Genomic DNA, 14423 nt, shown 5'->3' on the forward strand with positions numbered 1-14423 from the left:
TAAGCAATCCGGGGGATGGCTGGCAATGACAGGCTTTGGTTTTTTCAAACCGGGTTCTGGTATTGCCGGTGGAACAGGAAGTCCGTTTTTCTGTTTTTGGGAGGAATGTGATGAGCGTCGAGCCATTTCCCGATCCCGGATCCCCTCGTGTGCGGTTCGGTGCCGAGATGCGCCGCCTGCGTGAGGAGGCTCAGCTCTCCCAGGCTGCCGTGGCCTCCCGGCTGGGGTGCACGCAGACCCAGGTGAGCCGTCTGGAGTCCGCCACCCGGACCCCGTCCAAGTCCGACGCCGAGCGGCTGGATCGCCTTTTCGGCAACGGTGACGGCACTTTCTTCGCCGGACTGCACCGGCGCATCGTCGCCCGTCCGGGTAGCCCGGCCTGGTTCATGAACTGGACTGAGGAAGTTGAGCCCACCGCCCTCGTCCTGCGCTCCTGGGACCCACTGCTTGTCCCCGGTCTCCTTCAAACAGAGGCGTACGCCCGGCAGGTCTTCTGCCATGCCCCTCGGATCACTTCCGACGAAGTGGGAGAGCGCGTTGAAGCTCGTATACGGCGCCAGAGCATTATCAACAGGGACGATCCCCCTCTGCTCCTAGTCCTCATTGATGAGGGGGTGCTGCGCCGCCGAGTTGGAGGGCCGGAGGTGATGCGCGAGCAGCTTGGTCATCTACTTGAGGTCACCCAGCAGCCGTCCGTTACCGTCCAACTCGTCGACCAACAGTGCTTGTCAGGCATGCTGGGCGCTTTCATGATCGCCGAGCTTCCAAACGGGCAGCCGGATGCCATTCATGTGGACTCTTCAACGGAGGGGCAGGTTTCGGCTGACCCTGTCCATGCGACTTCGATATGGAACCGCTATGAAGCGATACGCCGATGGGCTTACCCTGACCATATGTCCCTCAAAATGATCGAGGAAGCGAGGCGGGAATGGATCTGAGTGCCGCTGTATGGCGGAAGTCGTCATTTTCTGGCGACAATGGTGGTCAGTGTGTCGAGGTCGCTTCCAATCTGCCGGGTGCGGTTGCGGTCCGTGACAGCAAGGACCCTGACGGTCCCAAGCTGCTCCTCACCCCCGCCGGGTGGCGGTCCTTCGTCGGCGGCATTAAATCTGGAGAGTTCGATCGGCTGGCCTAACTGCTTCCGATGGTCGGACATCTTCCAAAGAAGGTGAGGCGAGAATGGATCTGAGCGCCGCTGTGTGGCGGAAGTCGTCTCGTTCCGGATCGAATGGCGGGCAGTGCGTTGAGGTCGCCACCAACCTGCCCGGTGCCGTCGCGGTTCGTGACAGCAAGGACCCCGGGGGTCCCAAGTTGCTCCTCACCCCCGCCGGGTGGCAGTCCTTCGTCGGTGGCGTCAAGGCCGGAGATTTCGACCGTCTGTCCCGATTGTCGCAATTGGGTAAGTTTCGGCCTTCTCTTAATCGGAGTACAACTCCGTCCTTTTTTATCTTCCACCCCCGATCGGACAACCGATCGGGGGTTTTGTGCGTCCGTAACGGTGCTGACCGATTCTGGGATAGAAGTTTTGGAATTCCTGGCTCGTGCGATGTGATTTGGGATAACCTGCAAGGCTTTGTTGAATCCGGCGTGATGTCTGTGAGGGTGCATGAATGATGGAGTCGGTGGGCTGGCAGGCGGGTCTCCCAACTTCGGGTTCCTGCTTGCGCACGAGCCGCTGCTCGTGGTGTATGGGACGGGCGCCGAGACGTCCGTCTTCACCGACTCCAATGGTGCCCTGGTCAAATGCCGTCAGTTCATCGAGGTCCTGACGACCGTCATGGTGCGCCGGACCGGCATTGCGGTGTCCGGTAGCAACCGGTTGGAGAGCCGGATCCACGCCCTTTCCGACAACGGCGTCATCCTCAGGGGCGGTGCGGACGCCTTCCATGAGATCCGGCGGGTCGGAAACAAGGCCGTTCACGAGTACTACGCCGACTCCAGGGCCGCTCTCGACGCGGTGAACAAATGCTTCCAGCTCGGCCTGCTCCTGCACCGCGCCATCACGGGGGACCGCCAGGTCGTCACCTTCGTTCCGCCTCAACCGCCCGTCGATGTGGCCGGACAACTCCGCGAAGACCTCGAACGCTACAAGCGTGAGCTCACCGAGGCGCGGCTCATCCTGGACGGCAGCCGCTCCCACATGGAGGCGGTCTCCGAAGCCAGCGCGAAGGCCGAGAACGAGCTCCGCCGCGTGCTACGCGAACGGGACCGGCTGGCAGCACAACTGGAAGCGTTGCAGGGCACCGCTCAACAGCTCAGGTCGGAGTTCGACCAGCGGACTCCGGGCAAGGTCTCGATCTCCAGGCGCAGGCTTTTCATCGAGCAGGCGCGGGCGCCGGAACCGCTCACCGAGGCGCAGGCACGCCGAGAGATCGACCGGATGCTCGGCGAGGCCGGTTGGGTCGTGCAGGACTTGGCCGAGCTCAACCCGCTCGCAGGCAAGGGAGTGGCCGTACGGGAGTTCGCCTTCGCCAACGGCAGGTCCGACTACGCCCTTTATGTCGAGGGCATGCTCGTCGGCGTCATCGAGGCCAAGCGGGAGGGCACCTCGCTGACCGGGGTGGAGTGGCAGAGCGCCGGATACGCTGCCGCGCTCCCCAAGGAGTTTGCCCTGGCCACATGGCGCAGAGACATTCCACTGCCGTTTCGCTACGAGAGCACGGGCGTGGAGACCCGCTTCACCAACGGCCTCGACCCCGATCCCCGGTCTCGCGGAGTCTTCTCCTTCCACCGGCCCGAGACCATCAAGGCCTGGATGGTCGAGGCCGACGACCAGCCGGACGCGCCGACCCTCCGCGCGCGGGTACGGCAGATGCCCGCCCTTATTGAGGCCGGGCTGCGTCCCGCCCAGATCGATGCGGTCAAGGGGGTCGAGACCTCTCTCTGCCGGGATCTTCCCCGCGCTCTCGTCCAGATGGCCACTGGTGCCGGGAAGACGTTCGCCGCCGTCACCCAGGCATACCGGCTGATCAAGCACGCGGGCGCGAAGCGGGTGTTGTTCCTGGTCGACCGGAACAGCCTCGGCGACCAGGCGACATCGGAGTTCCGCAACTACACCACGCCCGACGACGGCCGGAAGCTCTCCGATCTGTACAACATCCAGCGGCTGGCCGGCGGGGTCGTCCTGGACTCGACGAATGTCGTGATCACCACGATTCAAAGGCTCAGTCTCGCCCTGCGCGGTGAGCAACTCCCGTCCGAAGAGGACGATCCGCAGATCGATGGCTACGTGCCCGATCGGCCGGTGGACGCGCAGTACAACCGGCGGTTCCCGCCCGAGACCTTCGACCTGATCGTCGTGGACGAGTGCCACCGATCGATCTACGGCAAGTGGCGGGCGGTGCTCGACTACTTCGACGCGCCCATCGTCGGGCTCACCGCCACGCCGACCGCCCAGACGCTCGGCTTCTTCGACCAGAACATGGTCTCGGAGTACCTCTACGAGCAGGCCGTGGCCGACGGGGTCAACGTCGACTACGACGTCTACCGGATCCGTACGGAGATCAGCGAGGACGGTGGCAGCATCCCGGCCCTCGACGAGGAGGGCACCCGCATGGTCGTCCCGTTCCGGGACCGCCGCACGCGGATGCAGCGCTACGAGGAACTGCAGGAGGACTTCACCTACTCCAGTGAGCAGATCGGCCGCTCGGTGCTGGCCAAGGACCAGATCCGACTGGTCCTCAAAACCTTCCGCGACAAGGTCCTCCCCGAGCAGTACGGCAGGCGGACCGTCGTGCCCAAGACGCTCATCTTCGCCAAGAGCGACGAGCACGCCGACGACATCGTGCAGATCGTCCGGGAGGTCTTCGGCAAGGGCAACGACTTCGCCGCGAAGATCACCTACAAGTCGAAGGACGTGGGCGACGATCCGAAGAAACTGCTGCAGCTCTTCCGCACCAGCGCGGCCCTGCGGATCGCCGTCACCGTCGACATGATCGCGACCGGGACGGACGTGCGTCCGCTCGAAATCGTGTTCTTCATGCGCGGCGTGCAGAGCGCGGTCTATTTCGAGCAGATGAAGGGCCGCGGGGCCCGCACCGTCGACGAGACCGAGTTCCGGCAGGTCAATCCCGACAAGGCGGCCCGTCGCAAGGACCGTTTCCTGCTGATCGACGCGGTTGGCGTCACCGACAGCCCGCTGTGCGACGCGCGCCCGCTCGAACGGGCTCCGTCGCTCAGCCTGAAGGATCTACTGGCCAAGGCGGCCAACCTTTCGATCAACGAGAACGAGACCGCCAGCCTGGCGTCCCGGCTTGCCCGCCTCGACTTCGACATCAACGATGACGACCGCAGCGAGATCGCCCGCGTCAGTGGGGGCACCACGCTGCGCGACATCGTTCGGGGGCTCGTCGACGCCGTCGACACCGACAAGCTGATCGAAGCCCGGGACGCAGGCGGAGAGAGAGCGGTTCAGCGACGACTGCACGAGGCCGTCGCCCCACTTGCCGCCAACCCCGAGTTGCGCCGGCGCCTCCGCGACATCCGTCGCCAGTACGACACCGTCATCGATGAGATTTCGGTCGACAAGCTGATCTCAGCCGAGGGCGCGGACCGCGCCCAGGAGGCGGTCCAGTCCTTCCGCCAGTTCGTCCAGGAGAACCAGGACGAGGTGATCGTCCAGCAACTCCGGCACGGCAGTGGGCCGAGGCTGACGTACGCGCAGCTCCAGGACCTGACCGACCGGGTGAAGCGGCTACCGAACGTCTACAACGTCGACTTCCTCTGGAGGTCGTACGAAGAGCTGGGCGAGGCACCATCCCTCGGCGAGGGCGAGGCCGCCGTCACCGATCTGGTCTCCCTGCTCCGCCGCGAACTTGGCGTGGACCGGGAGGTCAGGCCCTTCCGATCGATCATCGAGGAGCGCTACGCCACGTGGCGCGTGAGCCAGGAACGTGCCGGGGTGGCCTTCACGTCGGAGCAGCGCTGGTATCTCGACAACATCGTGGGCGTGATCGCCACGAGCGTCGAGGTCACCGTCAAGGACCTGCACGGCATGCCGTTCGACCAGCGCGGAGGTGCGTATGGCTTCGCCGACGCCTTCGGCGACCGCGCCGAAACCATCCTCGAAGAACTCAATAAGGAGCTAACTGCGTGACCGATCTTCCCCCCGGTTGGACATCTGTACGGTTGGGCGAAGTTTCTTTGTCGGTTGAGAAGATTGAGCCAAAGGAACTTGGTCGGCCGAACTTTCGCTACGTTGATATTGGCTCAATAGACGGAGGTAGGCAGCTTATCGCTAATGTCGAATCTGTGGCGGTCGAAGATGCACCGTCACGGGCTCGTCAGTTGATCAAGTCTGGCGATACTGTCTTTTCTACGGTGCGCCCATATTTAAAAAAAATCGGATACGTATCTGATGAACTTGACGGAGAAATTGCTTCTACTGGATTTTGCGTGCTGCGGCCGGACTCGTGTTTGAACTCACGCTACTTGTTTCATTTGAGCTACAGCAGTGGTTTTCTCGATCAAGTGCTTCCCAAGCAGCGGGGGGTCAGCTATCCGGCGGTAAGACCAGTCGACGTTTTTGATGTGGAGATCCCTCTTCCGCCGCTTGCCGAACAGGGGCGTATTGTTGTCGCTCTCGAAGGGGATCTTTCTCGTCTCGATTTTGGAATAGAAGCAGTTAAAAAATCCAGAGAGCGCCTACGGTTGTGGACCAATGCTTTGCTGTCTCAAGCGCTACAGGGTTCCTACCACGAGGCCGATGAACTCCCCTCTGGCTGGGAGTGGAGCACGGTTGGTGATTTGGCTGACGTTGGCACGGGAATGACGCCTCTGCGGTCTCGTCAAGATTATTACGCCGACGGAATTATCCCATGGGTGACAAGTGCCCTCGTCAACAAACCTTTTATTGGCGAGGTTCAGCAGTATGTTACGGAAAAGGCAATCGAGGAGACTTCGCTCAAAATCTGGCCGAAGGGAACGCTCGTCGTTGCGATGTACGGTGAGGGGAAAACGCGCGGACGATCTTCGGAGCTGCTCATAGATGCGACTATGAATCAAGCGTGCGCCGCGATTGTTTTGAAATCCCACTACGAAAACCGTCGACCATGGGTCAAGCTGGCGCTTGAGGCCAACTACTCTAGAATGCGCCGCCTTGCCTCTGGGGGGGTGCAGCCAAATCTTAATTTGAGTCTTGTGCGCAGTATTCGAATTCCGTTGCCGCCGCCGGCGGAGCAAGGCCGCATCCTGCAAGATGTCAACGAGGCTCGGTCGCGCCAGGCCAGATTGAATCAAGCGCTTGTATTGGCGGAGATCCGGGGGGCAAAGCTTCGCGATTCTTTGTTGAGAGATGCATTTGCCGGGCGGCTGCTCCCACAAGACCCGACTGACGAACCTGTTTCCGAGCTGTTGGCCCAAATCAAAGCTGAACAAACCTCGCAAGCAAAGCCTAAGCGCACACGCCGTACCACCCCCAAAGAATCGCCGAGCGCGACTCGTACCGAATGGCCCGACGCAGGCCGTACCCCCGTGAACTACGAGCAAGAGGAACTGCTGTGACGACGACCCTGCCCGACAACGACGAAGCCGAGCGGGTGGCAGAGGCGACCCGACATGCGGAGGCGCGGCGGCTCGCGGACAAGATGTGGAGCTACTGCGATGTGCTTCGCGACTCGGGTGTGTCGGCGATCGACTACGTCGAGCAGTTGACCTACCTGCTCTTCCTCAAGATGGCCGATGAGCGAGCCAAGCTCCCGGAGAGTCTCGGTGGCGGACAGATCCTGCCCGAGGGGATCAGCTGGGAGACGCTGAAGAAGCAGAGCGGTGACGATCTAGAGAAGGCGTACAGGGGTGCGCTCACCGAACTGGGCAAGGAGAAGGGCATCCTTGGGGTCGTCTTCCGCAAGGCACAGAACAGGGTGCAGGAGCCCGCGCTACTCAAGAAGCTAATCGTTGACCTCATGGACAACGAGACCTGGGGACGGCGCGGCACCGACGTCCAAGGCGACGCCTACGAGCAACTCCTTGCCCGCAGCGCCACCGACGTCAAGTCCGGCGCCGGGCAGTACTTCACCCCGCGCCCCCTCATCAACGCGATCGTCGACTGCGCGCAGCCCACCCCCGGGGACACGATCATCGACCCGGCCTGCGGCACCGGCGGTTTCCTGCTGGCCGCCAACGACTACATTCGCAGGCATCACACTGAGCTGACGCCCGGCCAGCGGCACCGTATGACACACGGAGAGGCGTTCCTGGGAACCGAGCTTGTGGACGGTACGGCGCGGCTCGCCGCGATGAACATGCTGTTGCACGGCATGTGCCAGGCGGATGGCGAGTCGCCCATCAAGATCGAGGACGCGCTCGCTGGCTATCCCTCCGTCCGCGCCTCCCTGGTGCTCGCCAACCCGCCGTTTGGCAAGAAGTCCGCGATCACTGTCGTCGGCATGGACGGCAAGGCGACCCGGGACGACATCTCCTATGACCGGCAGGATTTCTGGGAGACCACCACCAACAAGCAGCTCAACTTCGTCCAGCACATCGCCCGGCTGATGGAGATCCCTGGCCGGGCCGCAGTGGTCCTCCCCGACAACGTGCTCTTTGAGGGCGGCGCGGGGGAGGGGATCCGCCGCGTGCTCCTCAAGGAATATGACGTCCACACCCTGCTCCGGCTCCCCACCGGGATCTTCTACGCAGGCGGGGTCAAGGCGAACGTGCTCTTTTTCGACCGAAAACCGGCCAGTGAGGAGCCCTGGACGAGGAACCTCTGGGTGTACGACTTCCGTACTGGCCAGCACTTCACGCTCAAGCAGAACCCCCTCCGCCGCGAGCACCTGCAGGAGTTCGTCGACTCCTATCTGCCGGGCAGGTCGCCCGACGAGCGGGTGGAGACGGAACGGTTCCGGAAGTTCGGCTACGACGAGCTGGTCACGCGCGACAAGTGCAACCTGGACATCATCTGGCTCAAGGACCCGAGCCTGGAGGACGCCGACGCGCTCCAGCCGCCCGAGATCATCGCGCAGGAGATCGTCGATGACCTGGAGGCCGCGCTGAGCGAGTTCGCCGCCATCGCGGAGGCACTGCAGAACCGCGTGGCTTCACGGGATCACGGAAGCACGTCGAGCGAAGATCTTTGAGCGGTGCGGACCGGCCCGCGGCGGCTGGTCCGTACCGCCGGGATCGTCAGGCGAGTTCCTCGATGAAGGCCGCCAGCTGGGCGACGTTCCGGCATTCGTGCATCGGGACGATCCCGCCGTAGGCGGTCGCCAGTGAGTCGCCGGTGTCCCACTGGGCGGTCGGTTCCGGGTTCAGCCAGTAGGCGTGCCGGGCGCCGACGCTCAGGCGCCTCAGCGTCTCCAGCGCGGGCGGCTGGTAGTTGGACCGGGCGTCGCCCAGGATCAGCAGCGACGTCTTGGGCCCGATGGCGTCGCCGTACCGCTCGGCGAACTCCTCCAGCGCGTGGCCGTAGTTGGTGCGGCCGAACCGCACCATGTCGGCCTCCTGGGTCAGCCTCGTCATCGCCTCCACCACGTCGGCGCCGGGGACGAAGAACCGGGTGATCTCATCCACGGTGTCCACGAACCCGAACGCCCGGACCTTGGTGAACTGCTCGCGCAGCGCGTAGGTCAGCAGCAGCGTGAAGTGGGCGAAGGAGGCGACGGAGTCGCTGGTGTCACAGAGGACGACCAGCTCGGGCTTGTGCGGGCGGCGCGGCTTGTTGAAGGTGTTCAGCGGCACCCCGCCGCTGGACAGTGAGGCCCGTACGGTCCGGCGGAAGTCCAGGCGGCCGCGGTGGCCGAGCCGGTGCTTGACGGTCAGCCGGGCGGCCAGGCGGCGGGCGAGCGGGTGGACCCCCCTGCGGAGCCTGGCCAGGTCGGCCTTGGTGATCCGCAGGAAGTCGAGCTGTTCCAGCGGCGGCCGTACGGCGGAGCGGGCGATCCGCTCGATCCCGGAGTCCTCGGCGATCCGGCGGCGCACGTCGGTGGAGACGGCGTCCTCGAACCGCCTGGTGTTCTCGTTGATCCGCTGCCGGGCGACCTTCTCGGCCAGCCCGCCGCGTTCCTGGCCGGTCAGGACCTCGGCGAGCAGCCGTGCCATGAGCGTCTCGGGGGAGAGCGCCCGCATCACCGAGTAGGAGAACCAGTTCTGCCTGCCGGGGCCCGCGGGCTGGCGGCCGAAGCGCTCCACCATCGCCCGGGCGAACTCGTTCATCCCCTCTGCGCCCAGCAACAGCTGGGCCAGCCGGTCCCGCAGCTCGGGAAGCGGGGCGGCTTCCAGATCCAGGTCGGGGGCGTGCGAGCCGCCTTCCTGGCGGGGGTCGTACAGGCCGCTGGTCGAGGCGGGGAACCACAGGTCGAAGAGCACGTCGAAGCCCGGCCGGTGCGAAGGCCGCTTGACCAGGGTCGAGGCATAGGCGGCGCGCAGCGAGTCCCGCTCGCTCAGGTCGATCACCTGCAGGGCCCTGGCGGCGTCCAGCCCCTCGGCCAGCGACACCGGCAGCCCGGCCTCGCGCAACGCGTGCACGAAGCCGATATGACGGTCGAGCAGGCTCATGTCCCGGCCCCCGCGCCGCTCGCACATCCGGTCCCGCCGCTCGCACATCCGCTCTCGCGGTTGGTCTGGACGTTGAAAGATCCATTCTTGCGTCCGATCCGGCCGTTGAAAGATCCGGTCACGCGCCTGGCCCGGCCGTTCACCGAGTACTTACAGCGTGGAGGCCCCGTCCTTCAGGGCGGGAAGGAAATGCGAAACGGTCACACACGGTGGTCCCCCGGTTTTTGTCGGTGAGATTCGGTAAGTTGCTCGGCGTGTCGCGCTACCGGCTGCAGCCCTCGCCCGCCCAGGAGGCGGCGCTGCTGGAGCACTGCGGACATGCCCGATATGTGTGGAACCTGGCCGTGGAACAGCACGCCCACTGGCAGCGTGGGCGGGCGTCGGCGCCGGGGTTTGCCGAGCAGTGCCGTCAGCTCACCGAGGCGCGCGCCGCCTGCGCGTGGCTGGCCGCCGGATCGGTCATTGTTCAGCAGCAGGCGCTGAAGGATTTTCACCAGGCGATGGCGAACTTCTTCGGCCAGACCCACCAGCGGCCGACCTGGCGCCGGCGCGGCCGACGCGAAGGTTTCCGGATCGTCGCGGTCAAGGCGAGCGAGGTGCGCCGCGTCTCGCGCAAGGTGGGCGAGGTGCGCATCCCCAAGGTGGGGTGGGTGCGGTTTCGCTGGTCGCGCCCCATGCAGCAGGCCAAATCCTTCCGGGTGAGTCGGGATGCGGCGGGGCGTTGGCATGTGGCGTTCGCCGTCATCCCCCAGCCGGTCCCCGGACCGGGCACCGGTGCGGCCGTTGGCGTTGACCGAGGCGTCACCGTCTCGGCCGCTCTGTCGACCGGTGAACTGCTGAGCGTGCCACCCCTGAGCGAGGCGGAGAAGAAGCGGCTGGTGCGGCTGCAGCGCACCCTGGCCCGAGCCCAGCGCGGATCGAAGCGGCGCGGCAAGGTCAAGGCGGCGATCGCCCGGTTGAAGGCGCGCGAGGGTGATCGGCGCAGGGACTGGGTGGAGAAGACCAGCACCGATCTGGCCCGCCGCTTCGATGTGATCACGTTCGAAGACCTGAAGATCTCGAACATGACCCGGTCGGCGAAGGGCACCCTTGAGGCGCCGGGCACGAATGTTCGTCAGAAGGCGGGGTTGAATCAGGGCATTCTCGCAGGCGGCTGGGGCCGGTTGGTGACCCGGACGGGGCACAAGGCTCCGGGCCGGGTGCAGTTGATTGATCCGCGGTATACGTCGCAGACCTGTAACGTTTGCAAGCACATCGCCAGGGAGAGTCGCAAGAGCCAAGCTCTCTTCCTGTGCGTGGCCTGCGGGCATCGGGATCACGCCGACGTGAACGCGGCGAAGAACCTTCGAGATACCGCCGCGGGGCATGCGGTGGCTGCGCGGGGAGGCCTGCCGCCTGGCGGGCCGGTGAACCGCGAACCTCAACGCGACCTCCTCCTGGTGGGGTAGTTGCCGTTGGAATCCTCTGCCCTTCAGGCAGGGGAGGATGTCAAAGGGCCAGCTCCTTGCGCGCCCGGGTCTGGTCGGAGGCGTGCTTGAGCACCACTCCGAGGGTGGCGCCGATCGTCGCCTCGTCCAGCTCGGTCCGTCCCAGGGCGAGCAGGGTGTTGGCCCAGTCGATCGTCTCGGCGATCGAGGGCGACTTCTTCAGCTCCAGGGTGCGCATCGTGGCGACCGTACGCGCCAGTTGCTCGGCCAGGCCCGCCTCGATCGCGGGCACCTGGGCCAGCACGATGTCGCGCTCGCGCTCCGGGGTCGGGTACTCCAGGTGCAGGTAGAGGCAGCGCCGCTTGAGCGCCTCGGAGAGCTCGCGGGTGGCGTTCGAGGTGAGCACCACGTACGGCCTGCGCACGGCGGAGATCGTGCCGAGTTCGGGGATCGTGACCTGGTAGTCGGAGAGGATCTCCAGCAGCAGTCCCTCCACCTCGACGTCGGCCTTGTCGATCTCGTCGATCAGCAGGACCGTCGGGGTCTCGGAGCGGATCGCCCGCAGCAGGGGCCGCTCCAGCAGGAACTCCTCGGTGAAGATGTCATCGTGGGTGGCGTCCCAGTCCTGGTCCGATCCGGCCTGGATGCGCAGGAGCTGCTTTTTGTAGTTCCACTCGTACAGCGCCCTGGCCTCGTCCAGGCCCTCGTAACACTGCAGCCGGACGAGCTGGGCCCCGGTGGCGGTCGCCACGGCCTTGGCGAGCTGGGTCTTTCCCACCCCGGCCGGACCCTCGGTGAGCAGCGGCTTGCCGAGCGTTCCGGCGAGGAAGACCGAGGTCGCGATGGAGGCGTCGGAGAGGTAGTCGACGGCGCTGAGCCGATCCCGGACGTCGGCGGGCGAGGCGAACCACATGTGTGCTCCCAGTACAGGACCGAATGTTGTTCTAGCTTAACCGCTGATCGTCGGTGATTTCGAAGCCCTGCCCGATGTGCGCTATCCTTCGAGGGCTTCAAGCGCCGCTAGCTCAGTTGGTTAGAGCAGCTGACTCTTAATCAGCGGGTCCGGGGTTCGAGTCCCTGGCGGCGCACACCGCATCTGACCAGCGCATCCACGATTCCGTGGGTGCGCTGGTCGCGTTTCAGAACGCCCCGGTTCCTGCCGCTTTCTGCCTGATCTTGGCTCTCAAAGCCCACGCTGTCGATGAGCTGGACCGCGTCAGTCCGCCAGTTGGGCGAGGGCCAGTGCGTGCGCCTGGTCGAGGGACTCGGCAGCGGCGCAAGGGACGTCCGGCTGCACACCGGTGCCCTCCCAGTTCGCGCCGGAGACGGGGTTGATGGCACGGCCGGTGGGGACGGTGGCTTCCAGGTGGGGGTGCACGGTCCAGCCCTTGCACGGGTGTGCGCCGCCGCGGGTGGGCTCGCCGACGACAACGGCGCGCCCGAGCTGCTGCAGGTCGTAGGCCAGTTCCTCGGCGGCGGAGAAGGTGCTGTCACTGGACAGCACGTACAACGGTTTGCTGCCGCCGAAACGCGCGCCGGGAACGTGCGGCAGGCTCCAGGACTGCTCGCTGCGCTCGCCGCGGCGCCAGTACATGGTGTTGAGGTGGGTGCGCTCGTCCAAAAGGTAACTGCAGACGAAGGCGACGGTGTCCGGGTCGCCGCCCCGGTTGTTGCGGAGGTCCACGATCAGCGCTCGGGCGCGGGAGGCCAGGGTGAGCGCGGCGCTCAGTGGTTCGGCGGCCCACTCCAGCGGAAACAGCATCGGCGCCAGCTCCACCACGGCGACCCCTCCGTCGAGCAACTCCACCCGGGGCGCACCGCCCAGCGAGGTGTCGAAGTCCCGGCGGATGGAATCCAGGGTGGCCGCGCCCTGCTCGGGGGACACCGGGTCGGCGTGGTGCTTCAGTCTCAGGTGCTTGTCGTTGTTGACGGACTGCAGGTCCGTGGTGACCAGACGGGCGAGCTCCTCGGCACCGTCGACGTCGTAGGCGCCCTCGGCGAGGCGTCGTTGGAGCAGGCCGGCAAGCTGCTCGGCTATCTCAGGGAAAACGTAGTGCTCGGTCAGCAGCCGAGCCGTCTCGTCAACGACAGGGGCAGGCCGGACGTTCGTCAGAGTCGTCATGGCGGAGAGTAGAGCACTGCCCTTACGACAGCGTCAAAGGCTTTGAACCGGCGTGCTTCCCTTCGTATTCGCCTTGCATCGCCCGGAACGCCGGCTTCCCAATGATCATCCCAGGGCGGACGCGCCCCGGGGTCGCCTCCTTCGTCGAGCTTCACCCGGGGGAGGGTAGACGGGCCGGATTTTTTTAGGAAAAGCTCTGATCTAGATCGCGAAACTGTCCCAGGTTCGCGGGGGCGAACCTCTGGTGTGCGGAGAGGTGTAGTCCATGGATCTGTCCGGCAGGGTTGCCGTTGTCGCGGGTGGGGCCCGTGGCCTCGGGCGTGCGTACGTCGAGGCGATCACTTCGTGAACGTCGCGGACCTGGTCGCGATCGACGTCCATACCCACGCGGAGGTCTCCGAGGACGGGCACCGCTCCCTGAGCCCGGAGCTGTTCGGCGCCTCCGAGGAGTACTTCAAGGCACAGGGGCACCGGCAGCCGACCATTCCCGAGATGGCCGCCTACTACCGCGAGCGGAAGATGGCGGCCGTGGTGTTCACCGTCGACGCGGAGCACGCCACGGGGCACCGTCGCATCTCGAACGAGGAAGTGGCCGGCGGCTGCGCCGAGCACGCCGACACGCTCATCCCGTTCGGCAGCGTCGATCCATGGAAGGGCAGGGCCGGCGCGCGAGAGGCCCGCCGGCTCGTCGAGGAGCACGGCATACGCGGCTTCAAGTTCCACCCGAGCGTTCAGGGCATGGCTCCCAACGACCGGACGGCCTACCCGCTCTACGAGGTCATCGAGGAGGTCGGCGTTCCCGCGCTTTTCCACACCGGTCAGACCGGCATCGGCGCGGGAGTGCCCGGGGGAGGCGGCATCCGGCTGAAGTATTCCAATCCGATGCTGGTCGACGACGTCGCCGTGGACTTCCCCGAGCTGCGGATCGTCCTGGCTCATCCGTCGTTTCCATGGCAGGACGAGGCTCTCGCGGTCGCGACGCACAAGCCCCACGTCTACATCGATCTGTCCGGATGGTCGCCGAAGTACTTCCCGCCGCAGCTCGTCCGGTACGCGAACACGCTGCTGAAGGACAAGGTGCTCTTCGGGTCCGACTACCCGATGATCACTCCGGACCGCTGGCTGTCGGACTTCGAAAAGCTCGATATCAAGCCGGAGGTCCGCCCCAGGATCCTGAAGGACAACGCGGTGCGCCTGTTCGGGCTGGACGCCGTTGGGAGAACGCCGTCCACAGGGGGTGCGTGAACGCGGTCATGACGACGGCGGTGGACGGCTCGCGAGGGAAGGACCCGGGCCACAGCGGCGGCTGGAGATCACTCAGGAGAGGGCGAACTCCTTCGGTGGCGTCACCGCGGCGCGCGTTCGCCGATATGTCATGACGT

The 14423-nt window shown here is 65.4% G+C and carries 11 protein-coding genes and 1 tRNA gene; 9 read left to right on the forward strand and 3 right to left on the reverse strand.

Annotated elements, in window-relative coordinates; translation table 11 throughout:
• Positions 1–35 precede the first annotated feature (35 nt).
• The 6 genes from J2853_RS44525 to J2853_RS44550 are packed head-to-tail and all read left to right on the forward strand — an operon-like array spanning position 36 to position 8075.
• Positions 36–938: a helix-turn-helix domain-containing protein gene (locus J2853_RS44525; protein WP_307567924.1), complete on the forward strand. Its 903-nt coding sequence runs from the start codon at positions 36–38 to the stop codon at positions 936–938.
• Positions 929–1135 carry a DUF397 domain-containing protein gene (locus J2853_RS44530; protein WP_307567926.1) on the forward strand — a complete coding sequence of 69 codons (207 nt, stop codon included), beginning with the start codon at positions 929–931 and terminating at the stop codon, positions 1133–1135. Before J2853_RS44525 ends, J2853_RS44530 begins: the two co-directional genes overlap by 10 nt.
• 44 nt (positions 1136–1179) lie before the next feature.
• Positions 1180–1614: a DUF397 domain-containing protein gene (locus J2853_RS48075; RefSeq protein WP_370879500.1), complete on the forward strand. Its 435-nt coding sequence runs from the start codon at positions 1180–1182 to the stop codon at positions 1612–1614.
• Positions 1607–5095 (forward strand): DEAD/DEAH box helicase family protein, encoded by a 3489-nt coding sequence (locus tag J2853_RS44540; RefSeq protein WP_307567928.1) that lies wholly within the window; start codon positions 1607–1609, stop codon positions 5093–5095. The genes J2853_RS48075 and J2853_RS44540 overlap by 8 nt, the downstream gene beginning before the upstream one ends.
• Positions 5092–6501 (forward strand): restriction endonuclease subunit S, encoded by a 1410-nt coding sequence (locus J2853_RS44545; RefSeq protein WP_307567930.1) that lies wholly within the window; start codon positions 5092–5094, stop codon positions 6499–6501. Before J2853_RS44540 ends, J2853_RS44545 begins: the two co-directional genes overlap by 4 nt.
• Positions 6498–8075 carry a type I restriction-modification system subunit M gene (locus tag J2853_RS44550; protein WP_307567932.1) on the forward strand — a complete coding sequence of 526 codons (1578 nt, stop codon included), beginning with the start codon at positions 6498–6500 and terminating at the stop codon, positions 8073–8075. Before J2853_RS44545 ends, J2853_RS44550 begins: the two co-directional genes overlap by 4 nt.
• A gap of 46 nt (positions 8076–8121) precedes the next feature.
• On the opposite strand, the gene J2853_RS44555 is transcribed toward J2853_RS44550, so the two are convergent.
• On the reverse strand, positions 8122–9492 hold the full coding sequence (locus J2853_RS44555; RefSeq protein WP_307567934.1) for a vWA domain-containing protein: 1371 nt from the start codon (positions 9490–9492) through the stop codon (positions 8122–8124).
• Between the two features lie 254 nt (positions 9493–9746).
• Between J2853_RS44555 and J2853_RS44560 the strand changes: the two genes are divergently transcribed.
• Entirely contained in the window at positions 9747–10940 is a 1194-nt protein-coding gene (locus J2853_RS44560; protein WP_307567936.1) for an RNA-guided endonuclease InsQ/TnpB family protein, read from the forward strand.
• Between the two features lie 40 nt (positions 10941–10980).
• On the opposite strand, the gene J2853_RS44565 is transcribed toward J2853_RS44560, so the two are convergent.
• The gene (locus tag J2853_RS44565; protein WP_307567937.1) at positions 10981–11832 is read right to left on the reverse strand and encodes an AAA family ATPase; all 852 of its coding nucleotides are present in this window, start codon (positions 11830–11832) and stop codon (positions 10981–10983) included.
• Positions 11833–11933: 101 nt separating this feature from the next.
• Here J2853_RS44565 and J2853_RS44570 point away from each other — a divergent pair.
• A tRNA-Lys gene (locus J2853_RS44570) sits at positions 11934–12007 on the forward strand.
• Between the two features lie 128 nt (positions 12008–12135).
• Here J2853_RS44570 and J2853_RS44575 read toward each other — a convergent pair.
• Positions 12136–13041 (reverse strand): S41 family peptidase, encoded by a 906-nt coding sequence (locus tag J2853_RS44575; protein ID WP_307567939.1) that lies wholly within the window; start codon positions 13039–13041, stop codon positions 12136–12138.
• 345 nt (positions 13042–13386) lie between these two features.
• Here J2853_RS44575 and J2853_RS44580 point away from each other — a divergent pair, with 345 nt between their 5' ends.
• Positions 13387–14286, forward strand: coding sequence for an amidohydrolase family protein (locus tag J2853_RS44580; RefSeq protein WP_307567941.1), 900 nt, complete (start codon positions 13387–13389; stop codon positions 14284–14286).
• Positions 14287–14423 lie beyond the last annotated feature (137 nt).

This window comes from Streptosporangium lutulentum, assembly GCF_030811455.1.
GTDB classification, from domain to species: Bacteria; Actinomycetota; Actinomycetes; order Streptosporangiales; family Streptosporangiaceae; genus Streptosporangium; species Streptosporangium lutulentum.

Excerpts from the sequence above, each read along its gene's own strand:
- J2853_RS44530 (WP_307567926.1), top strand. The coding sequence starts at position 929 with ATGGATCTGAGTGCCGCTGTATGGCGGAAGTCGTCATTTTCTGGCGAC.
- J2853_RS48075 (WP_370879500.1), top strand. The coding sequence starts at position 1,180 with ATGGATCTGAGCGCCGCTGTGTGGCGGAAGTCGTCTCGTTCCGGATCG.
- J2853_RS44540 (WP_307567928.1), top strand. The coding sequence starts at position 1,607 with ATGAATGATGGAGTCGGTGGGCTGGCAGGCGGGTCTCCCAACTTCGGG.
- J2853_RS44555 (WP_307567934.1), bottom strand. The coding sequence starts at position 9,492 with ATGAGCCTGCTCGACCGTCATATCGGCTTCGTGCACGCGTTGCGCGAG.
- J2853_RS44565 (WP_307567937.1), bottom strand. The coding sequence starts at position 11,832 with ATGTGGTTCGCCTCGCCCGCCGACGTCCGGGATCGGCTCAGCGCCGTC.
- J2853_RS44575 (WP_307567939.1), bottom strand. The coding sequence starts at position 13,041 with ATGACGACTCTGACGAACGTCCGGCCTGCCCCTGTCGTTGACGAGACG.